The sequence below is a fragment of the Pseudomonas sichuanensis genome, from assembly GCF_024749065.1.
GTDB lineage: Bacteria > Pseudomonadota > Gammaproteobacteria > Pseudomonadales > Pseudomonadaceae > Aquipseudomonas > Aquipseudomonas sichuanensis.
Genome location: NZ_CP087185.1, coordinates 652942 through 675510 on the forward strand (window position 1 = coordinate 652942; position 22569 = coordinate 675510).

The 22569-nt window shown below is 66.3% G+C and carries 27 protein-coding genes; 16 read left to right on the plus strand and 11 right to left on the minus strand.

The genetic code is table 11. From position 1 onward, the window contains the following. Positions 1-14 precede the first annotated feature (14 nt). Complete coding sequence (locus tag LOY51_RS03010) at positions 15-1055, minus strand: Fe(II)-2OG oxygenase family protein (RefSeq protein WP_258644306.1); 1041 nt, start codon at positions 1053-1055, stop codon at positions 15-17. 271 nt (positions 1056-1326) lie between these two features. On the opposite strand from LOY51_RS03010, the gene LOY51_RS03015 reads away from it, so the two are divergent. Together LOY51_RS03015 and LOY51_RS03020 are read left to right on the plus strand one after the other, a co-directional pair. Next, on the plus strand, positions 1327-2211 hold the full coding sequence (locus LOY51_RS03015) for a sugar nucleotide-binding protein (RefSeq protein ID WP_125857266.1): 885 nt from the start codon (positions 1327-1329) through the stop codon (positions 2209-2211). After that, on the plus strand, positions 2204-3136 hold the full coding sequence (locus LOY51_RS03020) for an NAD-dependent epimerase/dehydratase family protein (RefSeq protein ID WP_125462422.1): 933 nt from the start codon (positions 2204-2206) through the stop codon (positions 3134-3136). The genes LOY51_RS03015 and LOY51_RS03020 overlap by 8 nt, the downstream gene beginning before the upstream one ends. 164 nt (positions 3137-3300) lie before the next feature. Here the strand turns inward: LOY51_RS03020 and LOY51_RS03025 are convergent, their stop codons facing one another. Next, positions 3301-3744: a winged helix-turn-helix transcriptional regulator gene (locus LOY51_RS03025; protein ID WP_258644326.1), complete on the minus strand. Its 444-nt coding sequence runs from the start codon at positions 3742-3744 to the stop codon at positions 3301-3303. A 100-nt stretch (positions 3745-3844) separates the two neighbouring features. On the opposite strand from LOY51_RS03025, the gene LOY51_RS03030 reads away from it, so the two are divergent. After that, positions 3845-5089, plus strand: a complete 1245-nt coding sequence (locus LOY51_RS03030) for an MFS transporter (RefSeq protein ID WP_258644328.1) — start codon at positions 3845-3847, stop codon at positions 5087-5089. Here LOY51_RS03030 and LOY51_RS03035 read toward each other — a convergent pair. The 5 genes from LOY51_RS03035 to LOY51_RS03055 form a co-directional block, all read right to left on the minus strand. Continuing rightward, positions 5077-5760 (minus strand): OmpW/AlkL family protein, encoded by a 684-nt coding sequence (locus LOY51_RS03035; protein ID WP_258644334.1) that lies wholly within the window; start codon positions 5758-5760, stop codon positions 5077-5079. The two genes, LOY51_RS03030 and LOY51_RS03035, sit on opposite strands and share 13 nt — an antisense overlap. Before the next feature lie 109 nt (positions 5761-5869). After that, complete coding sequence (locus tag LOY51_RS03040; RefSeq protein WP_125466147.1) at positions 5870-6382, minus strand: DUF3299 domain-containing protein; 513 nt, start codon at positions 6380-6382, stop codon at positions 5870-5872. A gap of 170 nt (positions 6383-6552) precedes the next feature. Beyond that, entirely contained in the window at positions 6553-7818 is a 1266-nt protein-coding gene (locus tag LOY51_RS03045) for an ABC transporter permease (RefSeq protein WP_258644336.1), read from the minus strand. Then, entirely contained in the window at positions 7818-8528 is a 711-nt protein-coding gene (locus LOY51_RS03050) for an ABC transporter ATP-binding protein (protein ID WP_258644338.1), read from the minus strand. Before LOY51_RS03050 ends, LOY51_RS03045 begins: the two co-directional genes overlap by 1 nt. After that, on the minus strand, positions 8529-9116 hold the full coding sequence (locus LOY51_RS03055; protein ID WP_258644340.1) for a DUF2796 domain-containing protein: 588 nt from the start codon (positions 9114-9116) through the stop codon (positions 8529-8531). Between the two features lie 132 nt (positions 9117-9248). On the opposite strand from LOY51_RS03055, the gene LOY51_RS03060 reads away from it, so the two are divergent. Next, positions 9249-9593 carry a hypothetical protein gene (locus LOY51_RS03060; RefSeq protein ID WP_258644348.1) on the plus strand — a complete coding sequence of 115 codons (345 nt, stop codon included), beginning with the start codon at positions 9249-9251 and terminating at the stop codon, positions 9591-9593. Positions 9594-9717: 124 nt separating this feature from the next. On the opposite strand, the gene trxA is transcribed toward LOY51_RS03060, so the two are convergent. From trxA to LOY51_RS03075, 3 genes are read right to left on the minus strand one after another with little or no spacing between them, the layout of a single operon-like run. Next, entirely contained in the window at positions 9718-10590 is an 873-nt protein-coding gene (gene trxA, locus LOY51_RS03065) for a thioredoxin (RefSeq protein WP_258644358.1), read from the minus strand. A 28-nt stretch (positions 10591-10618) separates the two neighbouring features. Next, positions 10619-11278, minus strand: coding sequence for a class I SAM-dependent methyltransferase (locus tag LOY51_RS03070; protein WP_258644360.1), 660 nt, complete (start codon positions 11276-11278; stop codon positions 10619-10621). Continuing rightward, entirely contained in the window at positions 11279-11731 is a 453-nt protein-coding gene (locus LOY51_RS03075; RefSeq protein ID WP_258644362.1) for a YbaY family lipoprotein, read from the minus strand. Positions 11732-11827: 96 nt separating this feature from the next. Between LOY51_RS03075 and nrdR the strand changes: the two genes are divergently transcribed. The 12 genes from nrdR to LOY51_RS03135 all read left to right on the plus strand — a co-directional run bounded on the left by nrdR (position 11828) and on the right by LOY51_RS03135 (position 20684). After that, positions 11828-12292, plus strand: coding sequence for a transcriptional regulator NrdR (gene nrdR, locus LOY51_RS03080; RefSeq protein ID WP_016393425.1), 465 nt, complete (start codon positions 11828-11830; stop codon positions 12290-12292). Between the two features lie 2 nt (positions 12293-12294). Continuing rightward, positions 12295-13425: a bifunctional diaminohydroxyphosphoribosylaminopyrimidine deaminase/5-amino-6-(5-phosphoribosylamino)uracil reductase RibD gene (gene ribD, locus LOY51_RS03085; protein WP_258644364.1), complete on the plus strand. Its 1131-nt coding sequence runs from the start codon at positions 12295-12297 to the stop codon at positions 13423-13425. A gap of 42 nt (positions 13426-13467) precedes the next feature. Beyond that, positions 13468-14133 carry a riboflavin synthase gene (locus tag LOY51_RS03090; protein ID WP_110993350.1) on the plus strand — a complete coding sequence of 222 codons (666 nt, stop codon included), beginning with the start codon at positions 13468-13470 and terminating at the stop codon, positions 14131-14133. 18 nt (positions 14134-14151) lie between these two features. Beyond that, entirely contained in the window at positions 14152-15243 is a 1092-nt protein-coding gene (gene ribBA / locus LOY51_RS03095) for a bifunctional 3,4-dihydroxy-2-butanone-4-phosphate synthase/GTP cyclohydrolase II (protein ID WP_110993351.1), read from the plus strand. A gap of 91 nt (positions 15244-15334) precedes the next feature. After that, positions 15335-15811, plus strand: coding sequence for a 6,7-dimethyl-8-ribityllumazine synthase (gene ribH / locus LOY51_RS03100; RefSeq protein WP_110993352.1), 477 nt, complete (start codon positions 15335-15337; stop codon positions 15809-15811). After that, complete coding sequence (nusB, locus tag LOY51_RS03105) at positions 15808-16308, plus strand: transcription antitermination factor NusB (RefSeq protein WP_110993353.1); 501 nt, start codon at positions 15808-15810, stop codon at positions 16306-16308. The genes ribH and nusB overlap by 4 nt, the downstream gene beginning before the upstream one ends. A gap of 17 nt (positions 16309-16325) precedes the next feature. Beyond that, positions 16326-17282 carry a thiamine-phosphate kinase gene (gene thiL, locus LOY51_RS03110; RefSeq protein WP_258644373.1) on the plus strand — a complete coding sequence of 319 codons (957 nt, stop codon included), beginning with the start codon at positions 16326-16328 and terminating at the stop codon, positions 17280-17282. Then, positions 17279-17782, plus strand: coding sequence for a phosphatidylglycerophosphatase A family protein (locus LOY51_RS03115; protein ID WP_023632630.1), 504 nt, complete (start codon positions 17279-17281; stop codon positions 17780-17782). Before thiL ends, LOY51_RS03115 begins: the two co-directional genes overlap by 4 nt. Positions 17783-17799: 17 nt before the next feature. Next, positions 17800-18540: a substrate-binding periplasmic protein gene (locus LOY51_RS03120; RefSeq protein WP_258644374.1), complete on the plus strand. Its 741-nt coding sequence runs from the start codon at positions 17800-17802 to the stop codon at positions 18538-18540. 298 nt (positions 18541-18838) lie between these two features. After that, complete coding sequence (gene ribA, locus LOY51_RS03125) at positions 18839-19456, plus strand: GTP cyclohydrolase II (protein WP_125462436.1); 618 nt, start codon at positions 18839-18841, stop codon at positions 19454-19456. Further along, positions 19453-19872, plus strand: coding sequence for an MFS transporter (locus tag LOY51_RS03130; protein ID WP_258644375.1), 420 nt, complete (start codon positions 19453-19455; stop codon positions 19870-19872). Before ribA ends, LOY51_RS03130 begins: the two co-directional genes overlap by 4 nt. After that, positions 19872-20684, plus strand: coding sequence for a cobalamin-binding protein (locus tag LOY51_RS03135; RefSeq protein ID WP_258644377.1), 813 nt, complete (start codon positions 19872-19874; stop codon positions 20682-20684). Before LOY51_RS03130 ends, LOY51_RS03135 begins: the two co-directional genes overlap by 1 nt. On the opposite strand, the gene LOY51_RS03140 is transcribed toward LOY51_RS03135, so the two are convergent. Then, positions 20662-22536, minus strand: a complete 1875-nt coding sequence (locus tag LOY51_RS03140) for a TonB-dependent receptor domain-containing protein (RefSeq protein ID WP_258644383.1) — start codon at positions 22534-22536, stop codon at positions 20662-20664. The genes LOY51_RS03135 and LOY51_RS03140 overlap by 23 nt on opposite strands. Between the last annotated feature and the right edge of the window lie 33 nt (positions 22537-22569).

The window sequence follows — 22569 nt, forward strand, 5'->3', positions numbered from 1 at the left end:
GGGGAAGCTCCAGCTCAGCCGCGTACCAGCAACGGGTCGTCGCGGATGATCAACGGGCGCGCGAAAGGGGAGTAGCCGAACAGGCGTACCAGCAGGCGGCGGTTGTCCATGACGGTGTCTCGGCCATGCAAGGCTCGACAGTTGTTGATCAGCAGGGCCTTGTCGGCTTGCAGTACAAAGGGGAGGGGCTGCGCTTGCATGAGCAATGCCTGGAAGGCATCGAGCGCTCGCTCGGCGGCTTTGCTGGCGTGATCGTTGAGTGAAAAGCGGTAGGCGTTGTAGCGCAGGCTGAAGCCGCCGTTGGCATCGAATTGCAGGATGGGGACGGCTTTGCCAGCCTGCCCTTGGCCATTGACGAAGCATTCGCTACGGGTGAAATCGAAGGAGCAGGAGGTCAATGCCAAGGCATGCAGCCCCCCTAGTCTTTCGATAATGCCGGCCATGGGGATGATGTGGGTCGGTTCCTGCGCAGGGTTCCACCGTGCAGCGAGAATCAGCGCTGATGGCGCGGGAGAGTGCCCGTCGTGGGCTATCACCGAACAGTTATAGGGCGCTTCGGTGTGCGCACCCAGCCGGAGGCCAGAATGCGAGCTGAGTTCGACGGGCCTTCGTCTGTCCTCGTCGGGACGTTGCGTAGTTCCGCCACCTTTGAAGTTGGCAACTAGACGCACATGCTTGCCATCGTTGTCGATATCGAAGGCGAATGCACGATAGCGTGCAAGCGCCAGCAGCAATTGGTTGCGCGAGGCGAGGTACAGAGTGCCCTGATCCTGCTCCAGCTCACTTTGACAAGGCAGGTATTCGGGCAGCGGATCGTCAGGACTATGCATCTGTGAGAACAGGAGGGCCGACAAGTGGCCTTCGGTAAAGCGCTGAAGGGTAGTTCGCTGGTCAGGCGTAAGGGTTGCCCTCAGCGCTTCGGCATATTCATTGGCCTTCTGGGCAACGCCGCAGGCCTGCGGCCCCCCTGAGTTTGCGAGTTCCTGGCTGAAACCTGTCAATGCCAACGCCTGAACCGGGTTGAATTGCAGGTAGGCGACTTCCAAGTCTTTCATGAGCTACGTTCCATGTTGTTGAGGGTGTGCTGAAAAATTTTGCCCGTCGGTACCGGCGATAAGGCACGGCGGCTATTGGATCTACTTACCTCACCTTTCAAAAGCCGGACTGCTCCCGTTCGCTTGTCGGTCGTTTCCTGGGTTTGTAAAGGCAGCAGGGCTGAGCAAGGCAGGGAAAACGCATGTATGACAGGCCCAGGTTGGACTTCGCCCCACGGAAACCGCAAAATGCCCCCTTTCCTCCATCGATCTGAGCGGACTTGTTGACCCTATGCGTATGCGCCTGATGCTGTTGGGTGGAGGCAATGCCCTCGGGCAAGCATTGATTCGTCTTGGCGCCGAGGAAGACATCGCCTTCCTGGCACCGCGCCCCCCGGAAACCGGCTGGGCCCCGGCCAGCCTGACCCTGTTGCTCGACGAGCACCGCCCCGACGCGGTGGTCAACCTTGCCTATTACTTCGACTGGTTCCAGGCCGAGTCGGTCAGCGAACAGCGTCTGGCCCAGCAGGAGCGTGCGGTGGAGCGGCTCGCCGAACTGTGCCAGCACCACGAAATGATCCTGGTGCAGCCTTCCAGCTACCGGGTGTTCGATGGCTCGCGCGCCACGGCCTACAGCGAGAAGGACGAACCGGTACCGCTCGGCTTGCGTGGCCAGGCCCTGTGGCGCATCGAGCAGAGCGTGCGCGCCACCTGCCCGCAGCATGTGCTGCTGCGCTTCGGCTGGCTGCTCGACGAAAGCCGCGACGGTGCGCTCGGGCGTTTCCTGACCCGCGCCGAACAACCGCAGGAGCTGCTGCTGGCCGACGACCGGCGCGGCAACCCGACGCCGGTAGATGACGCCGCGCGGGTCATCCTCTCGGTGCTCAAGCAGCTCGACTGCAAGGCGCCGCTGTGGGGCACCTACCACTACGCCGGCAACGAGGCCACCACGCCGCTGGCGCTGGGCCAGGCGATCCTCGGCGAAGCCGCGCAGTGGCACAAGCTGGCCGTGCAGCAACCGACCGCCCAGGCCCATGCCGCGCGCCCGGATGCCAGTGAAGAGCCGCAGCATGCGGTGCTGGCCTGCAAGAAGATCCTTCACACTTTCGGCATCAAGCCGCGCGCCTGGCGTGCCGGCTTGCCGCCCCTACTGGACCGTTTCTACCGACATGGCTGATGCCCCCATCCTGATCACCGGCGGTGCCGGCTTCATTGGCTCCCACCTGTGCGATGCGCTGCTGGAAAAAGGCTACGCGGTACGCATTCTCGATGACCTGTCCACCGGCAAGCGCAGCAACCTGCAACTCGGCCACCCGCAGTTGCAACTGATCGAGGGCGATGTCGCCGATGCGGCGCTGGTCGCGCGTGCGGCCGCCGGTTGCCGGGCCGTGGTGCACTTGGCCGCGGTAGCCTCGGTGCAGGCGTCGGTCGAGGACCCGGTAAAAACCCACCAGAGCAATTTCATCGGCACGCTCAACGTCTGTGAAGCGATGCGCCAGCATGGCGTGCGCCGGGTGCTGTTCGCCTCCAGCGCGGCGGTGTACGGCAACAATGGCGAAGGCCAGTCCATCGCCGAGGACACGCCCAAGGCACCGCTGACCCCGTACGCGGTGGACAAGCTGGCCAGCGAGCAATACCTGGATTTCTACCGTCGCCAGCACGGCCTGGAGCCGGTGGTATTCCGCTTCTTCAATATCTTTGGCCCGCGCCAGGACCCGTCTTCGCCGTATTCCGGGGTGATCAGCATCTTCTGCGAGCGTGCCACCAGCGGCAAACCCATCATGGTGTTCGGCGATGGTGAACAGACCCGCGATTTCCTGTATGTCGGCGACCTGGTCCAGGTGATGGTCCAGGCGCTGGAGCAGCCGACGGTGGAAGAGGGCGCGGTGAACATCGGCCTGAATCAGGCGACTTCGCTGAACCAGTTGCTCAAGGCCCTGGAACAGGTGATCGGCAGCCTGCCGCCGATCAGCCACGGCCCGGCGCGTTCCGGGGATATCCGCCATTCGCGGGCGGACAATGCGCGGCTGCTGGCGCGCTTCGACTTCCCCGAGCCAACGCCCTTCGTTGAAGGCGTGGCACGGTTGCTCGGCAAGGCCTGAGCGCGCATATCCCAGGCCTTGCGCGTCCTTGTAGGAGCGGCCTTGTGTCGCGAAAGGGCCGCAGCGCGGCCCCAGGATTTCAGCGCGAAAGCAGATATCGCCGGGGCTGCTCTGCAGCCCTTTCGCGACACAAGGCCGCTCCTACAGGGGACGTGCAAGCCCGCTCAGTGGGCATGCCGAACCAACCGCCGCTGGCACTGCTCCGGCTCCACCACTCGCCCATCCTCAGCCCGCACCTGCAGCGTCTCCAACCCCTGGCCGCGATCATCGACCAGTTGCGAGCGTGACTCCCCTTCCGTGAACAGATACCGCTCCCCCCACTGGCGCAAGCCGATCACGATCGGGAACACCGCGCGCCCCTGCTCGGTCAGCACGTACTCCTTGTAGGCACTGCCATCGGAGGCGGGTTGTTGCACCAGCAGGCCGGCCTCGACCAGCAGCTTCAGGCGCGTGGCGAGGATGTTCTTCGCCAGCCCCAGGTTCTTCTGCCATTCGCTGAAGCGGCGCAGGCCATCGAAGGCATCGCGCAGGATCATCAGCGCCCAGCGATCGCCGAGCACTTCCAGTGCGCGGGCCACGGGGCATTGCTGGTTGTTGTCGTCGAGCATGGGCCATTCCTGATCAATGTTGGTTGCAGATTAAAACCACATTTGCTAGAAATCCAGTTGTGGTTTCAAAACGAAACCGGAATCTGTCGAGGACTGTGCAATGCCATCTGCCTCATCTGTACCGCCGCCATTGACCCGTGGTCTGACGCAGCTGCTGGCGCTCGCCTGCGGCCTTGCGGTGGCCACCGTGTATCTGTCCCAGCCGCTGTTGGAGTCCATGGCCGGCAGCCTGGGTATCGCCCAGGCGCAGGTCGGCCTGGTGGTCAGCGCGACCCAGGCCGGGTATGCCGCAGGGTTGCTGCTGATCGTGCCGCTGGGCGACCTGTTCGCTCGCAAGCGGCTGATCCTCACGCAACTGGTGCTGGCGGCTGTTGCCCTGCTGGCGGTGGCGTCGAGCCTTGACTGGGCAATGCTGCTGGCGGCCATGGGCATGGTCGGGCTGATGGCGGTGGTGGTGCAGGTGATGGTGGCCCACGCCGCCACACTGGCCACCCCCGCGCAACAGGGGCAAGCGGTGGGTACGGTCACCAGCGGTGTGGTGCTGGGCATCCTGCTGGCACGCCTGGCCTCGGGGTTGGTGGCCGATCTGGCGGGTTGGCGTACGGTTTATTGCGTGGCTGCGGGCCTTGCCCTGCTGATGGCGCTGTTGCTCGCCTGGCGTTTGCCCGAGGCACCACCGCGCGGCGTGCGACAGGGGTATCTGGCCCTGCTGGGGTCGGTGTTCGCGCTGTACCGCCACGACCCGCTGTTGCGCCAGCGGGGCACCTTCGCCCTGCTGATCTTTGCCGCCTTCAGTGTGCTGTGGAGTGCCATGGTGCTGCCCCTGAGCGCCGCGCCGCTGGCGCTGGACCATACCCAGGTCGGCCTGTTCGGCCTGGCGGGGGTTGCCGGTGCCCTGGCGGCCGCACGTGCCGGGCGCCTGGCCGACCGTGGGCAAGGGCAGCAGACCACCGGCCTGGCGCTGGGGTTGCTGGTGCTGTCATGGTTGCCGATTGCCCTGCTCGAGCACTCGTTGCTGGCGCTGCTGCTGGGCGTGCTGCTGCTGGACTTCGCCGTGCAGGCGGTGCACGTGACCAACCAGAGCCTGCTGCTGGCCGGGCGTGGCGAGATGGCCAGCCGGCTGATCGGTGCCTACATGTGCTGCTACTCGCTGGGCAGCGGGCTGGGTGCGGTGGCCGCGACCTGGGTCTACGGGCAATGGGGCTGGGCCGCCGTGTGCGGGTTGGGGGCCGGCATCAGTGGCCTTGCCCTGGGGTACTGGGTGTACCTGTGGCGGCTGGGCCAGAATGAAAAAGCCCGCTCAGGCGAGCGGGCTTGTCGGGCGGTACTGGATCAGAACTTGTAGCCCAGGCCCACCATGTAGACCCACGGGTCGACGTCCACGTCGACCTTGGTCTTGCCCACGCCCAGGGCGCTCGGGCCGTCGATGGTGGCCTTGGTGTCGATGTCGACGTACCAGACCGCGGCGTTGAACAGCAGGTTTTCGGTGAGCATGTAGTCCATGCCCAGCTGGCCGGCGAGCCCGACCGAGTCCTTCAGCTTCATGTTGCTGAAGCCTTGCGCCTTGCGGTTGCTGCTCAGGTCTTCATCGAAGAACAGGGTGTAGTTCAGGCCCACGCCGGCGTATGGCTGGAACTTGGAGCTGGCCTCCATCGGGTAGTACTGCAGCGACAGGGTCGGTGGCAGTTGCTTGATGTCGGCCAGTTTGCCGTCCAGGCCGGCACCCAGGCCCTTCACGCCGACGGTGTGCTTGAACGGGGTGGCGGCCAGCAGCTCCAGGCCGATGTGGTCGGTCAGCATGTAGGCGAATGCCAGGCCCAGTTGGGTATCGCTGTCCAGGGTCGCCTTGGTGCCCGACACCTTGGCGCCATCGAGTTTGATGTCGCCGCTGTTCTCGTTCGGCGCGGTGGTGATGGCGCCGGAACGGATGATGAAATCACCTGCCTGGTGGGCGTGGGCAACAGGGGCTGCGAGCGCCAACGCGACGAGCGAGGCACTGAGCAAGGACTTGTTCATGGAAGCTCCCAAAGGACGTGAGTAATCGAGTAGTCCAATGGTACGAAGCTGACTAAACAGAAAGTTTGACCCAGCTCAACGAAGCCGTGTCATGAGCCCCTGTCAGTGCTCACTTCAGCTCATAGGCGTAGATTTTCTCCGCTTCCATCTGGTAACCGGCATCGGCCAGTTCGCTGCTGCTGGCCTTGACCTGCATCGTCCCCTCGATCCAGTACGGCTGGTAGAGGTCTTCGACGCGCACGCCCATCTCGCTGAAGATATGCACGATCTGGTTCGACGGCGGTGGCGGCACATGGATGCAGGCGCCGTAGTAGGGCACCAGCAGGAACTCGGTGGTGCGGCCCTCTTCGCTGACCTCCAGCGGCACGATGTAGCCGGGCAGCTTCACCTGCTGGCCATCGAGTGCCTTGACCACCGGCGCGTCGGGTGCTTGCTGGCGCGCGGCTGGGGCAGATTCGGAAAGCGCACTGCCGATCTGCGACAGGTCGTGTAGCGGGGCCAGTTGCGGCGGGATGATCGGGGCGCCCTCGGGGATCAGTGCGGGCCAGTCCAGTTCACGGGGCTCACTGGCCCAAAGCGGCAGACAGAGCAGCAGCAAGGCCAGGAGCAGGAGGTAACGCAGAAGGGCAGCGTGGGAGCGGGCTTGCCCCGCGAAGACCGGCGAAGCCGGTGCCAAGCTGCGCGGTGCCTGTTTCGCGGGGCAAGTCGCAGCGGCGCACCGCCGCTCCCACGGATGGGTTTTAAGCGTGCTTTTTTCTGTGGTGACGCCGAGGTGCATGATCAGGCCCGCTCTCAAAGATGAATCGACAGCCCATCGGCCAGCGACTGCCGATAGGCGCGCCAGGCCGGCACGCTGCCCATCAGCAGCGCCGCGCCGAGGATGATCCCCAGCAACGTCCACTCATGCGCACTCGGCCAATCCAGCGGCAGGTACAGCCCGTAGTTGGCCTGTACATAGCCCTGGGCGAGGGCGATCCCGGCATACAGCAAGCCCAGCCCGGCGGCGATCCCGGCCACGGCCAGGGCCAGTGCTTCGAGTACCAGCAACCCGGCGATGTGCCACGGCCGGGCCCCCACCGAACGCAGGATGGCCATCTCCCGGCGGCGTTCGTTGAGGCTGGTGAGGATCGCCGTGAGCATGCCGATCAGCCCGGTCAGCACCACGAACAGCGAGACCACGAACAGCGCCTGCTCGGCCGTGCCCATCAGGCTCCACAGTTCTTGCAGCGCCACGCCGGGCAGGATCGCCAGCAGCGGCTCGTTGCGGTACTCGTTGATCTCGCGTTGCAGGCTGAAGGTGGCGATCTTGTTGTTCAAGCCGAGCATGAACGCGGTGATCGCCGCCGGTTGCAGGTCCATGCCGCGGGCCTGCTCGGCGCTGATGCGCCCGGCACCACGCGCCGGCACGCCGTTGTGCCAGTCGATGTGAATCGCCTCCATGCCCGCCAGGCTGATGTGCAGGGTGCGGTCCACCGGGGTGCCGGTACGCTTGAGCACGCCAACCACGGTGAATGGCTTGTCGTCGTGCTTGACCAGGCTGATGGCGGCTACACCGTGGGCCAGCACCAGTTTGTCGCCGAGCTTGTAGTGCAGCGCGTCGGCCACTTCGGCCCCCAGCACCACTTCGAACGGGTCGTCGGCGAAGGGCCGGCCCTGGCTCAGCTCGAGGTGCTGGCGGCGGCCGTACTGATAGTGCGCGAAGTAGTCGCCGGTGGTGCCCATCACCCGGTAGCCACGGTGCGAGTCACCCAGGGAAATAGGGATGGCCCACTTGACCCGTGGGTCCTTGGCGTACTGCTGGTAGCTGTCCCAGCGAATGTTGTTGGTGGCGTTGCCGATGCGGAACACCGAATACAGCAGCAGGTTCACCGAGCCCGAACGGGCGCCGACGATCAGGTCGGTGCCGCTGATGGTGCTGGCGAAGCTGGCGCGGGCTTCGGTGCGCACCCGCTCGACTGCCAGCAGCAGGCACACCGACAGGGCGATGGCGAAGGCGGTGAGCAGGGCGGTGAAACGGCGGTTGGCCAGGCTGGCCAGGGCAAGGCGGAGCAGGTACATCAGGCCTCCCGGGGCGTGGCGGCGCGGTTGAGTTCGGCCAGGGACAGGTGACGGTCGAACAGCGGCGCCAGGCTCTGGTCATGGCTGACGAACAGCAGGCTGGAGCCGGCCGCGCGGCATTCGTCGAACAGCAGGCGGATGAAGGCTTCACGGGTGTCGGCATCGAGCGCCGAGGTGGGTTCGTCGGCGATCACCAGTTCGGGCTGGCCGATCAGTGCCCGGGCGGCGGCGACGCGTTGCTGCTGGCCGATCGACAGGCTGCCGGCACGTCGGGCGAGCAGGCCGGAGTCATTCAACCCCAGGTGCGCCAGCAGGTGCGCGGCGGCCTGGTCGACGCTGCCATGGCGCTGGCTGGCGCGCTCGGCACGGGACTTCGAGAAGCGGCAGGGTAGCTCGACGTTCTCGCGCACCGACAGGAACGGCAGCAGGTTGAACTGCTGGAAGATGTAGCCGGTGTGGTCGACCCGAAAACGGTCGCGGGCGCCCTGGCTCAAGCTGGCAAGGTCCTGGCCAAGCAACTGGATACGCCCCTGGCCCGGGCGGTTCACCCCGCCCAGCAGGCCGAGCAGGGTGGTCTTGCCGCTGCCGCTGGGGCCCTTGAGGAACAGCGCCTCGCCGGCTTCCAGGCGGAACTCGCGGATATCCAGCAGCGGCGCCTGGCCGGGCCAGGCGAACACCAGGTCATGCAGCTCGATCAGCGCCTGGCTCATTCAGAACGCGACCACGGCCTTGGCCGCAGTGGCCTCGACGCCTTTCTGGCCGTTTGGGCCGATCAGTTGCACGTTGATCTTCTGGGTTTGCGGGAAGGCCTTGAACAGCGGGCCAAGGTCGAGCTGGGCGAGCTTGGCCGGGGTGGCGCAGGTGAACTGGTAGTGGGCGTTGACATCGGCGTGCTGGTGGCCGTGTTCGTGTTCGTGTTCGTGTTCGTGCGCGTCGCCATCGTCGTCGGCATGGGCGGCGTCGCCGAACAGCGGGCTTTCAAGCTCTTGCGCTTCATCCTTGCAGCCGGCGGCCTGGGCCAGGCCGAACAGCTTAAGCGGTTGCTCCAGCTGCTGGCGCGCGGCGGCGACCTTGGCCTTGTCGGCGTCGGTGCTGGCGGCGTGCTCGAAGCCGACCAGGTTCATGGCCGGGCTGTCCAGCTCCAGCTCCAGGGTGTTGCCGTCGAGCACCACGTTGAGCTTGGCCACGCCATGCTCGTGGGCGGCGAGGGTGCCGTGATCATGATCATGCTCGTCGTGGGCATGGGCCACGGCCAGGGGCAGCAGGGCAAAGGGCAGGGCGAGCAGCAGACGACGCATGAACGGCTCCAGGGGGCTTGGAATGATTTGGTAATGTTATAACAATTTTTCTGCGCCTCGCCAGCCTGCCTGGCACAGGTTTCATGTTCGTGGGAGCATGACGGCATTCAGCCCTGGTACGAGGAAGGCAGCGTGAGAATTCGTGGACAGATCGGTGAATGGCCGGTGGATTTGACCATCGAGCTGGCGCCGGAAGAGTGGGCGCAGTTGGGGCGTCGGCTGGAGCAGCCTGCGCTGGTCGAAAACGCCCCGGTGAGTGCCAGCCCCGTGCCACGCCAGGATGACGGGCAGTGGATGGCCGCGCGTGATGTGTTGCGCCAAGCCGGGCAGATGAGCGGGCCCGAGTTGCTCGATCGCCTGGAAGGGCTCGCCGGCAGCACGGCGGCGGGCAAGCGCCTGCTGGTGCGGCTGCGGCACAGCAGTGAGGTGAAGGTGGAAAGCGGCGTGGATGCGCCGGTGTATCACTGGGTGGGGTGAACCAGCAGGTTCTGTGCTGGCATTTTCGCGGGTAAACCCGCTCCCACAGGGATCGCGCTGTTCTTGAATCCTGTGGGAGCGGGTTTACCTGCGAACGAGGGCGAAGCCCTCGCCAATTATTGGATCAGAACATCGCCGCCGACAGTTTGCGGCGGTACACCCCCACCAGCGGATGATCGCTGCCCAGCAGCTCGAACACCTGCAGCAGCGCCTTCTGCGGCAAGCCGTTCTCGTAGCCACGGTTACGCTGGAACAGCTTGAGCAGCCCGTCCAGCGCCGCTTCGTACTGCTGGCGCGCCAGTTGCTGGATGCACAGTTGGTAGCTGGCCTCGTCATCCTGCGGGTTCTGCGCCAGGCGGCTTTTCAGCTCGGCGGCTTCCGGCAGGCTGGCGGCCTGGCGCAGGAAGGTCAGCTGGGCCTTGGCGCCTGCCAGGGCTGCTTTGTGCTCGTCGGTTTTTACCGCGTCCAGCACCACTTGCGCCTCGCCCAGCTCACCGCGTTCGGCCAGGCAGCGGGCGTACAGGATCAGCGCCTCGGCGTTGCTGTTGTCTTCACCCAGCAGCACCTGCAGCAGCGCTTCGGCCTCGCTGAAACGGCTCTCGGCGAACAGCGCCTTGGCCTGCTCCAGTGGCGCGGCGGTTGGCGGCGCGGGCATCTGCACATGGGGCTCGAGCATGGTGCGGATGGCCGACTCGGGTTGGGCGCCGGCAAAACCGTCGACCGGCTGGCCGTCCTTGAACAGCACCACGGTCGGCAGGCTGCGGATGCCGAACTGGGCCACCACCTGCTGCTCGACGTCGCAATTGATCTTGGCCAGCAGCAGCTCGCCCTGGTAGCCCTCGGTGATCTTCGCCAGCAGCGGCATCAGCGCCTTGCACGGCGCGCACCACTCGGCCCAGAAGTCGACCAGGACGGGTTTGTGGAAGGAGTTCTCGATGACCAGTTGCTGGAAGGTGGCATCGGTGGCATCGAAGATGTACTGCGTTTCCTGGCTCATCGTGACTCTCGCAAACGTGAATGCCCCACTATAAAGGCTCGCGGCTGGCGTGGTACAGGCTGACCCGGCGGAATTCGTGCGGCTCGGCCAGGTCCGGCAGGGTCAGGGCCTCGAGCACGCCCAGCGGGCGGTATTGCGGGTGGCTGAAGTCGCGCACGCGCGAATCCGCCACCAGCGCCTGGCGGCCACGGCTGAGGAATTCATCCAGCAACGGCAGGTTGGCGCGGTCGTACAGCACATCGGCGACCAGGATCAGGTCGAAGCGGTCGGCCTCGGCGAAGAAGTCGCTGCTGTAGTTCAGCGCCACGCCATTGAGCGCGGCGTTGGCGCGGCAGGCGTCGAGGGCCAGCGGGTCGAGGTCGCAGGCCACCACCTCAAGCGCGCCCGCCCGGGCCGCGGCGATACCGGCAATGCCGGAGCCGGCGCCGAAGTCCAGCACGCGCTTGCCGCGCACCCACTCCGGGCGCTCGGCCAGGTAGCGCGCCATGGCCAGGCCGCTGGCCCAGCAGAAGCTCCAGTAGGGCGGTTCTTCGAGGATGCGCTGGGTTTCCTCGCTGCTGAATTCACGGTCCATGTTCTGGTCGTCGATCAGCCAAAGCTTCAGGGCGCACCCGGGCAGCTCGCTGACCACCAGGCGCGCTTCGCCGATCAGGCCGCTCAGGGCCTGTTGCAGGGCGTGCGGTGCCATTTACGGGGCCTTTTCGAAACGCAGCGGGCCAGTGGCCTGGGTTTCGGCCTGGGCGATGCGCACCGGTGGCAGGTGCATGATCAGCTGGCCGGACTGGCTGGCACGGCCACGCAGCTCCACGCGGGCCCCGGCGGGGAAGGCTTCGGGGTTGAAGCGCAGCTGGTAGGGCAGGGCCTGGCCGGTACCGGTCAGGGTGCTGCTGGCCAGCAGCTGTTGCGGGCGGCCACGGTCGTCGATAACCAGCAGTGCCAGTTCGACGTCGGCGCCGGCGGGGATCTCCATCAGCGTGCCGCTCAACTCGCGCTGGTAGGCCGGCAGCGGGCCGAGTGGCTGGGCTTTTTTCGCCACCTTGGCCGGCACGGGCGCGGGGGCCTGCTCAGGCTTTGGTCGGTCGCTGCCGCAAGCGGCGAGCAGGGCGGCGGCGCACAGCACGACGAGCGCTCGATAGTGCATGGTGTAGTCCTTGGCGGGCAGAATTGCATGGATGGTAGCTTGTCTTGCCAGTGCAATGCGCTACCATGGCCCTCCCTTTTTTTGTTGCCTGCCACCATGCACTGTCCGTTTTGCGGTGCCAACGACACCAAGGTCATCGACTCGCGCCTGGTCGCCGAGGGCGAACAGGTTCGTCGCCGTCGCGAATGCGTCGCCTGCGGCGAGCGTTTCACCACCTTCGAAACCGCCGAGCTGGTCCTGCCACGGCTGATCAAGCAGGACGGCACGCGCCAGCCCTTCGATGAAGACAAGCTGCGCGCCGGCATGCAGCGCGCGCTGGAGAAGCGGCCGGTCAGCGTCGAGCGCCTGGAAGCGGCGCTGGCGCATATCAAGAGTCGCCTGCGCGCCACCGGCGAGCGGGAAGTGAAGTCACTGGTGGTCGGTGAGCTGGTGATGGCCGAGCTGCGCAAGCTCGACGAAGTCGCCTACATCCGTTTTGCCTCGGTCTACCGGCGTTTCCAGGACCTCGACGAGTTCCGCGAAGAAATCGACCGCCTGGCCCGTGAGCCAGCCAAAGAGTAAGCATGACCAGCCAAGCCGCCATTCTCGACGCCCACTACATGGCCCGGGCCGTGGAACTGGCCCGCAAGGGCCTCTACACCACCCACCCCAACCCACGCGTAGGCTGCGTGATCGTGCGCGATGGCGAGGTGGTCGGTGAAGGCTGGCACGTGCGCGCCGGCGAGCCCCATGCCGAAGTCCACGCCCTGCGCCAGGCCGGCGAGCGCGCCCGTGGTGCCTGTGCCTACGTCACCCTCGAGCCTTGCAGCCACCATGGCCGCACGCCGCCGTGCGCCGAAGCGCTGGTCAAGGCCGGCGTGGCGCGGGTGGTGGCGGCCATGCAGGACCCCAACCCGCAAGTGGCCGGCAATGGCCTGCGCCGCCTGCAAGAGGCCGGGATCGAAGTGGCCAGTGGCGTGCTCGAAGCCGAAGCCCGTGCCCTCAACCCTGGTTTCCTCAAGCGCATGGAGCACGGCCTGCCGTTCGTTCGCGTCAAGCTGGCGATGAGCCTGGACGGCCGCACCGCCATGGCCAGCGGCGAAAGCCAGTGGATCACCGGCCCCGCCGCCCGCTCGGCGGTGCAGCGCCTGCGCGCGCGCTCCAGCGTGGTACTGACCAGCGCCGCCAGTGTGCTGCAGGACCAGGCGCGGATGACCATACGCGCTGAACAGTTGGGCCTGGACGCCGAGCTCACGGCCCTGGCCTTGTCGCGCCCGCCGTTGCGGGTATTGATCGACGGCCGCCTGCGCCTGCCACTGGACGCGCCTTTCTTCCAGGCCGGCCCGGCGCTGGTGATCACCGCCGCCGGTGATGATCCGCGCTATGCCGCCGCTGGCCACGAACTGATCAACCTGCCCGGCAGCGACGGCCAGATCGACCTGCCGGCGCTGCTGCGCACCCTGGCCGGGCGCGGCGTCAACGAAATCCTGCTTGAGGCCGGTGCCGGCCTGGTCGGTGCCTTCGCCCGCCAGGGCCTGGTCGACGAGTTCCAGCTGTTCGTCGCCGGCACCTTCCTCGGCTCCGCTGCCCGCCCGCTGCTGGACTGGCCGCTGGCGCAGATGAGCGAGGCGCCGCGGCTGAAGATCACCGAAATGCGCGCAGTCGGCGATGACTGGCGAGTCACTGCCATCCCCCTGCCGGCCCCCGGCGTATAATGCCGGGCTTGCCCCGCGCAGCCTGTCTTTGAGGAGAACAGCATGTTCACCGGCATCATCGAATCCATCGGCACCATCCGCAGCATGACCCCCAAGGGCGGTGACGTGCGCGTTTATGTAGAAACCGGCAAGCTCGACCTGGGCGACGTCAAGCTCGGCGACAGCATCGCCGTCAACGGCGTGTGCCTGACCGCCGTCGAACTGCCCGGCGACGGCTTCTGGGCCGACGTCAGCGTCGAGACCCTCAAGCGCACCGCCATGGTCGATCTGAAGACCGGCAGCCGGGTCAACCTGGAAAAGGCCCTCACGCCCACCACCCGCCTGGGTGGTCACCTGGTCAGCGGCCACGTCGACGGCGTCGGCGAGATCGTCTCGCGCGCCGATAACGCCCGCGCCATCCAGTTCCGCGTGCGCGCACCCAAAGAGCTGGCCAAGTACATCGCCCACAAGGGCTCGATCACCGTCGACGGCACCAGCCTGACGGTCAACGAAGTCGATGGCGCCGAGTTCGAGCTGACCATCGTCCCGCATACCCTGTCCGAAACCATCATGGCCGACTACCGCGCAGGGCGTCGGGTGAACCTTGAGGTCGACCTGCTGGCCCGTTACCTGGAGCGTCTGCTGCTGGGCGACAAGGCCGCCGAGCCGAGCAAGGGCAGTGGCATTACCGAAAGCTTCCTGGCCGCCAACGGCTTCTTGAAATCCTGATTGAGAAGGGGGTGCCGCGTGGCGCTCAACAGCATCGAAGAACTGGTTGAAGACATCCGCCAGGGCAAAATGGTCATCCTCATGGATGACGAAGACCGCGAGAACGAAGGCGACATCATCATGGCGGCCGAGTGCTGCCTGCCTGAGCACATCAACTTCATGGCCAAGCACGCCCGTGGCCTGATCTGCATGCCGATGACCCGCGAGCGCTGCGAAACCCTGAAGCTGCCGCTGATGGCGCCGCGCAACGGTTCCGGTTTCGGCACCAAGTTCACCGTGTCGATCGAGGCCGCCGAGGGTGTCACCACCGGCATCTCCGCCGCCGACCGCGCGCGCACCGTGCAGGCCGCCGCCGCCAAGGACGCCAAGGCCGAAGACATCGTCAGCCCTGGCCACATCTTCCCGCTGATGGCCCAGCCCGGTGGCACCCTGGCCCGCGCCGGCCACACCGAAGCCGCCTGCGACCTGGCGCGCATGGCCGGTTTCGAGCCGAGCGGGGTGATCTGCGAAGTGATGAACGACGACGGCACCATGTCGCGCCGCGCCGAGCTGGAAGTGTTCGCCGCCGAGCACGGCCTGAAGATCGGCACCATCGCCGACCTGATCCACTACCGCATGATCCACGAGCGCACCGTGCAGCGGGTTTCCGAGCAGCCGATCGAGAGCGAGCTGGGTGAATTCAACCTGGTCACCTACCGTGACGCGGTGGAAGGCGATGTGCACATGGCCCTCACCCTCGGCAAGATCTGCGCCGAAGAGCCGACCCTGGTACGGGTGCACAACATGGACCCGCTGCGCGACCTGCTGATGGTCAAGCAGCCGGGCCGCTGGAGCCTGCGCGCGGCCATGGCCGCCGTGGCCGAAGCCGGCAGCGGCGTGGTGCTGCTGCTGGGCCACCCGCTGGACGGCGACGTGCTGCTGGCGCACATCCGCGAAAGCGCGGGCGATGCGCAACCCAAGGCACCGACCACCTACAGCACCGTTGGCGCCGGCTCGCAGATCCTGCGCGACCTCGGTGTGCGCAAGATGCGCCTGATGAGTTCGCCAATGAAGTTCAATGCGATATCCGGATTCGATCTGGAAGTTGTAGAATACGTGCCCTCCGAGTGACTTGAGGCGGCTTGATCGCCTTCCAACTCGAGTCAAAACCCTCCCGAGGCCGCCACAGCGCGGCCTCGCTCTTGAAGATGAGAACTCAAGAATGACCCTGAAGACCATCGAAGGTACCTTCATCGCCCCCAAAGGTCGCTATGCTTTGGTGGTTGGCCGCTTCAACAGCTTCGTCGTCGAAAGCCTGGTAAGCGGTGCAGTCGATGCCCTGGTACGCCACGGCGTCAGCGAAAGCGACATCACCATCATCCGTGCCCCGGGCGCCTTTGAAATCCCGCTGGTGGCACAGAAAGTCGCCCAGCAAGGCAACTACGACGCGATCATCGCCCTGGGCGCCGTGATCCGTGGCGGTACCCCGCACTTCGAATACGTGGCGGGCGAGTGCACCAAGGGCCTGGCCCAGGTGTCCATGGAGTTCGGTGTTCCGGTGGCCTTCGGCGTGCTGACCGTCGACTCCATCGAACAGGCCATCGAGCGCTCCGGCACCAAGGCCGGCAACAAAGGTGCTGAAGCTGCCCTGTCCGCTCTGGAAATGGTCAGCCTGCTGGCGCAGTTGGAGGCCAAGTGATTAGCGACGAAAGCGATCGTTTCAACCCGCGCGATCCGAAACCTGCGGATGCCGGCAAGCCCTCGAAGAGCGCCAAGCGTCGCGAAGCCCGCAAGCTCGCCACCCAGGCCCTCTACCAGTGGCACATGGCCAAGCATTCGCTGAACGAGGTCGAAGCGCAGTTCCGGGTCGACAACGATTTCACCGATATCGACGGCGCCTACTTCCGCGAGATCCTGCACGGGGTCCCGGCGAAGAAGAGCGAAATCGACGAAGCACTCAAGCCTTGCCTGGACACCCCGCTCGAAGAGCTCGACCCGGTCGAACTGGCGGTTCTGCGCCTGTCCACCTGGGAGCTGATCATGCGCGCCGACGTACCCTACCGCGTAGTGATCAACGAAGGTGTGGAACTGGCGAAAGTGTTCGGCGCCACCGACGGCCACAAGTTCGTCAACGGCGTGCTGGACAAGCTGGCTCCGCGTCTGCGTGAGGCGGAAGTCAAGGCGAACAAGCGCTGAGTGCGCGCCTGCCGGCCATGGGTGAGTTCGAGCTGATCAGCCATTACTTCGCCGCCGCGCCCTGTGCGCAGGGCGGCGAAGGCGTGGCCCTGGGCATCGGCGACGATTGCGCCCTGCTGGACATTCCCGCCGGCGAACAGTTGGCGATCTCCACCGACACCCTCGTGGCCGGTGTGCATTTCCCCGCAGTCTGCGACCCCTTGCTGCTTGGCCAGCGTGCGCTGGCCGTGGCGGTCAGCGACCTGGCGGCCATGGGTGCCACGGCGATCGGCTTCACCCTCGCGCTCACCTTGCCCCAGGTCGGCCCCGACTGGCTCGAAGGCTTCGCCGACGGCCTCGGGCGCATGGCCCGGCGCTGCGGCATCAGCCTGATCGGCGGCGACACCACCCGTGGCCCGCTGAGCATCACCGTGACCGTGTTCGGCCGGGTACCGACCGGCCAGGCGCTGCGCCGCAGTGGCGCGCGCCCGGGCGACCTGCTGTGTGTCGGCGGTGATCTGGGCAATGCGGCCGGGGCGCTGCCGTTGGTGCTGGGCGAGCGCGAGGCCATCGACGAGGTGGCTGGGCCGCTGCTTGAGCACTATTGGTCGCCGCTGCCGCAACTGCAGCTTGGCGAGCGCTTGCGTAGCCTGGCCACGGCGGCGCTGGATATCTCCGATGGCCTGCTGGCCGATTGCGGGCACATCGCCAAGGCGTCCGGCGTGGCATTGCAGGTGAACCTGGCGCAGGTGCCAGTGTCTGGCGCCTTGCAGGCCTTGCTCGGCCATGAAGGGGCGTTGCACGCGGCGCTCACCGGTGGCGATGACTACGTACTGGCGTTCACCGTACCCGAGGCGGCTCTGGCGACCCTGGGCGCTGGCGTGCACGTGATCGGCCATGTGCTGGAAGGCCAGGGCGTGACCCTGCGCGACCCGCAGGGCCGGGACATCACCCCGCAACAGCGGGGCTATCAACATTTCAGGGAGACACCGTGACCGACCACCCCAACCAGGTGCCTGCGGAGTTCGTTCCGCCTTCGGTCTGGCGCAATCCGTGGCACTTCATCGCCTTCGGCTTCGGCTCCGGCACTTTGCCCAAGGCCCCTGGGACCTGGGGCTCGCTGGTGGCGCTGCCGTTCATTCCGCTGTGGCAGATGTTGCCCGACTGGGGCTACTGGCTGCTGCTGGGCATCAGCATGCTGTTCGGTGTGTGGTTGTGCGGCAAGGTGGCCAATGACTTGCGCGTCCACGATCATGAAGGCATTGTCTGGGACGAAATCGTTGGCATGTGGATCACCCTGTGGCTGGTGCCGGAAGGCTGGCAGTGGCTGCTCGCAGGGTTCCTGATGTTCCGCTTCTTCGACATCCTCAAGCCGTGGCCGATCCGCTGGGTCGACCGGCATGTGCATGGCGGGTTCGGGATCATGCTCGACGATATCCTGGCCGGGGTATTTGCCTGGCTGGGCATGCAGGTTCTGGTGTGGGCGGTGGCCTGAAACACAGGAGTGTTGTGATGGGCGTGAGGACTGTTGTACTGGCATTGATGCTGCTCGTCGCCCCGGCCGTCATGGCCCGCGAGACGCCCGCACAGGTGCGCCTGGTCAGCGAGGAATGGCTCGACTACACCAACGCCGATGGCAGCGGGGTGGCCTGGGACGTGCTGCGCAAGGTGTTCGAGCCGGCAGGGGTCAAGGTCGTCACCCAAAGCGCGCCGTACAGCCGTGCAGTAGGCCTGGTCAGGCGTGGCGAGGCCGATGCCTGGGTTGGCTCGTACAAGGAAGAGAACGAGGACAACCTCTACCCGCGCTGGCACTTCGACATGGACCACATCTACGCCCTGGGCCTGGCCGGCAAGGCACAGCCCACGCCCGAAAACGTCGGCCAGTATCGCCTGGCCTGGGTGCGCGGCTATGACTACGCCAGCTACCTGCCCAACGTGCACAACTTCCGTGAGGTTCAGCGCCGCGAGGGCATCCTGCCGATGCTCGAGCATGACCGGGTGGACTTTTACATCGATGCGCAGACCGAAGTCGACTATGTGCTTGGGCAGTCGCCACACCCCGAGCGTTTTCGCAGCACCCACGTCGCCGAGCTGCCGCTGTACCTGGCCTTTACCCGTAGCGAGCAGGGCAAGGCCCTGAGTGCGCTGTTCGACAAGCGCATGGCCGAGCTGGTGCGCAGCGGTGAGTTGAAGCCGATCTTCGAGCGCTGGAAGCAGCCGTATCCGTTCAGCGCCGACAGCCAACCGCATTGAGAGCGGCTGGTGGTTTCCACTGTTGGCGCTGATCCTGTGGGAGCGGCTTTAGCCGCGAACACCGGCGAAGCCGGTGCCATCCACTGCGTTGCCTGTTTCGCGGCTAAAGCCGCTCCCACAGGGTTCGCGCCAGCGTCCTGATAATCAGCAGGGCAGTTGTTCCCAGGTGCATGCAGCGCGCGCTCCCCATAAGCATCGAACTTTTCGATCTTAAGCGGCGATATTCAGCCTGCGCACCCGCGCCGGGCTGCTGATACAATCGGCCCAACTGAAATTTCCCACTTCCCAGGAGCACAACGTGCCCGTCGTCTTTGTCGCCGCTTGCAAACTCCCGACCCCCTACGCGATTTTCACCATGCATGGTTTCCTCGACGAAGCCACCGGCCGTGAGCACGTGGTGCTCAGCCTGGGTGACATTGCCGACGGCGAGCCGGTGTTGGGGCGGCTGCACTCCGAGTGCCTGACCGGCGATGCGCTGTTCAGCCAGCGTTGCGACTGCGGTTCACAGCTGGACGCCGCGCTGCAGGCCATCGCCCGCGAAGGCCGTGGCGTGCTGCTGTACCTGCGCCAGGAAGGCCGTGGCATTGGCCTGCTGAACAAGATCCGCGCCTACGAGCTGCAGGACGGCGGCGCCGACACCGTCGAGGCCAACGAGCGCCTGGGCTTCGCCGCCGACCAGCGTGACTACGCCATGTGCCTGCCGATGCTCGAGCACCTGGGCGTCAGCGCGCTGCGCTTGATGACCAACAACCCGCGCAAGGTCAAAGCCCTGACCGACATGCACATCAAGGTCGCCGAGCGCGTGCCGCTGCACACTGGCCACAACCCGCACAACCGCCTGTACCTGGCCACCAAGGCCGACAAGCTGGGCCACATGATGGGCAACAAGCACCAGGGCGAGGTGCCGCAGGCGTGACCCGTGGCGAGGTGAAGCGGCGCCTGGCGCTGGCCTGGTGGCAGTACCTGGCGGTCGGCCTGGTGCCGTTGCCGGTGATGGCCTGGGCTTTCGGTGGCGGCGAGCCGCTGATCCCGGTGCTGGCCATGCCGCTGTTCATCGCCGGTGCAGCCACCATGTTCCTCAGCCTGCCGCGCTTTGGCGCCTACAAGCGCACGCTGATCGCCACCGACAAGCTCCTCGGCAGTGCCGAGGAGCCGGCCGCCTGGATCGAGTTGGCGCGGGTGCGGCGCCTGGCCATGCTGTATGCCTGCTTCCCGGCCTGGGTCGCCGCCTTGTCGGTGCTGGTCGGGCTGGAGGCGGTGCCGCAGATTCTCCTGGCGATTTCCACCGTGGTGCTGTTGTACCTCTACCGCATTCCGCGCCAGCTCGGCTGATGCGGGCGCTGCTCGTCCTGTTTGCACTGCTGAGCTTCGGCGCCCTGGCCGAGGCTGCGCCGCGGGTGGTCAGCCTGGCGCCGTCCATGACCGAGATCGTCGTCGAGTTGCAGGCACAGGACCTGCTGGTCGGCCTGCTCGATGGCGGTGAACGCCCGGCGTCGCTGCAGGATCTACCTTCGGTGGGGCGCCACGGGCAACTGGACATGGAGCGGCTGCTCAGCCTCAAACCCGACCTGCTGCTGCTCTGGCCCGGCAGCGTGGCGCCTGCGCAGCGCGACCAGCTGCGACGCCTGGGCATCGCCACCTTCAGCGCCGAGCCCGGCGACCTCGACCAGTTGATCACCCAGATTGAAGCCATCGCCCAGCGCCTGGGGCGTGACGAGCAGGGGCGCGTGTACGCGGCCGGCCTGCGTGAACGGCTGAACGGCCTGCGCGAACGCTACCGGCGCCAGACGCCGTTGCGGGTGTTCTACCAGGTGTGGGACAAGCCCCTGTACACCTTGGGTGGGCGGCAGGTGGTCAGCGATGCGTTGCGGGTCTGCGGGGCGCGCAATGTGTTCGATGACCTCACGCAGCCGGCGCCACAGGTCAGCCTGGAGTCGGTACTGCTGCGTGACCCGCAGGTGATCCTCGCTGGCGACCCGGCGCAACTGGCCAGCTGGCGTAGCTGGCCGAAGCTGAGCGCCGTGGCCGCTGGCTACCTGCTGGTGGTGCCGGACAAGGGCCTGGAGCGGCCCAGCGGGCAGATGATCGAGGCCACGGCACGCTTGTGTGCCTTGCTGGACGCTACAGCGCCGGTGTCCAGGTGACGCTGAGCAGCCAGGTTCGACCCTCTTCGCGGTAGCCGTACGGGCTGGCGTCGAAGCTGTACAGGGCGCGGCTGTACTCTTTGTCCAGCAGGTTGTCGAGCTTGAGCTCCAGCTTTACCTCATCCGTCGCCGACCAGCCGCCGCGCAGGCCGAGCAGGCCGTAGCCACCCAGGCTATTGCGGTTGGCTTCGTCGTCGTAGCTGCCGCTGACGGCCTGCCAGCTACCGCCCAGGCTGAAACGCTCGAACTGCCGATCAAGGTCCAGGCTCAGCGTGCGCCGGGCGCGGCGGGCCAGGGTGTGGCCGCTGTCACGGTCGCGCGGGTCGATCAGCGCCAGGCCGAGCTGGCTGTGCCACTCGCCCCATTGCTGCTGCAGCCCCAGTTCGAAGCCATTGATGCGGGCCGAGGCTACGTTGCGTGGGATCGAGTCGGCGCCGAAGATGATCGCGTCGCGCAGGTCGGTGCGGTACAGCGAGGCTTCCAGGCGGCTGTCGGCGGTCAGCTGGCTACGCCATTGCAGCTCGTAGCTCTTCGAGCGCTCAGGGTCCAGGTTCGGGTTGCTGTACTGCGGGTAGTACAGGTCGTTGAAGGTCGGCGCGCGGAACCCCTCGCTGTAGGACAGCAGCAGGTCGTTGCTGGCGTTGACGGGCAGGGTGAGGCTGGCGCTCCAGGTGTTCTGGCCGCCGAACTGCTGGTTCTGGTCGCGACGCAGCCCCAGCTCGGTGGAGAACCATTCACCCGTGTAGCGATGCTGGGCGAAGATCGCGCGGTTCCAGCGGCTGTCCTCGTCGAAGTCGGTGCTGGCATGCACCCGGTCCTGGTACCAGTCGCCGCCGAGCAGCAGGTTGTTGCGTGCATCCAGGGTGAAATCGTTCTGCCAGGTGACCTGGTCGCGGTAGGTGTTGAACACCTGGCGTTCGTTGCTGAGCTTGTCGCGCTTGTCGTCACGATTTTCGCTGTGGCCCAGCTCCAGGCGTGAATGCCAGGCGTCGTTGAGCTGGGTGTCCAGGTAGGTGCCGAGGCTGCTGACGGTGAAGTCGGTATAGGGCTTCTGGCCGAAGCTCTTGAAGGTGGCCGGGTCGAAGCGGCCGAACGGGTTGTCATATTCGCTGCGCCCGCGGCTGTCGAGCAGGTTCAGCCCGGCCTCGAAGCGTTCGTTGAGCACGTGGCTCAGGCTCAGGTTCAGCGAGCGGTCGCGGTAGGCATCATGGTCGCCGTCGCTGGCGAATGACGGGCCGGTCGAATCGAGCCCGGCGGTCTCGTCCAGGCTGGCGCCCAGGTTGAAACGGGTGTCGCCATCGCCGCCGGACAGGCCCAGGCTGCGTTGCCAGGCCTGGTTGCTGCCGGCCGCCAGGCGCAGGCGGGGCTGCAGGCCCTGGCCGTCGCCACGGCGGGTGAAGATCTGGATCACCCCGCCGATGGCGTCGCTGCCGTACACCGCCGAACGCGAGCCGCGCAGCACTTCCACCCGTTCTATCTGATCGACGTCGAGAAACTGCAGGCCGCTGTCGCCGGAGGTGGCGTTGGCGATGCGCACGCCATCGACCAGCACCAGCGTCTGCGCGGCCTTGGTGCCACGGATGAAGATGCCGGGCAGGCTGCCACGGCCGCCGGTTGGAGCTACTTGCACGCCGGGCACGCGGGTGAGCAGGTCGCTGACGCTGGTGGGTTGCAGGCGGTCGATGTCGCTGCGGGTGAACACCGTGTTGGCGGCGCTGGTGGCGCTGCGCGATTCGACCTGACGGCTGGCGCTGATCAGTACGTCGGGGAGCTTGAGGGCGTCGTCGCGGGAGGGTTCGGCGGCCAGGGCGGCGGCAGGGAGGCAGAGCAGGGAAAGCGTAGAGATCTTCATGGGCAGTTCAATTGAAATCGCGGGGCAAGTCGC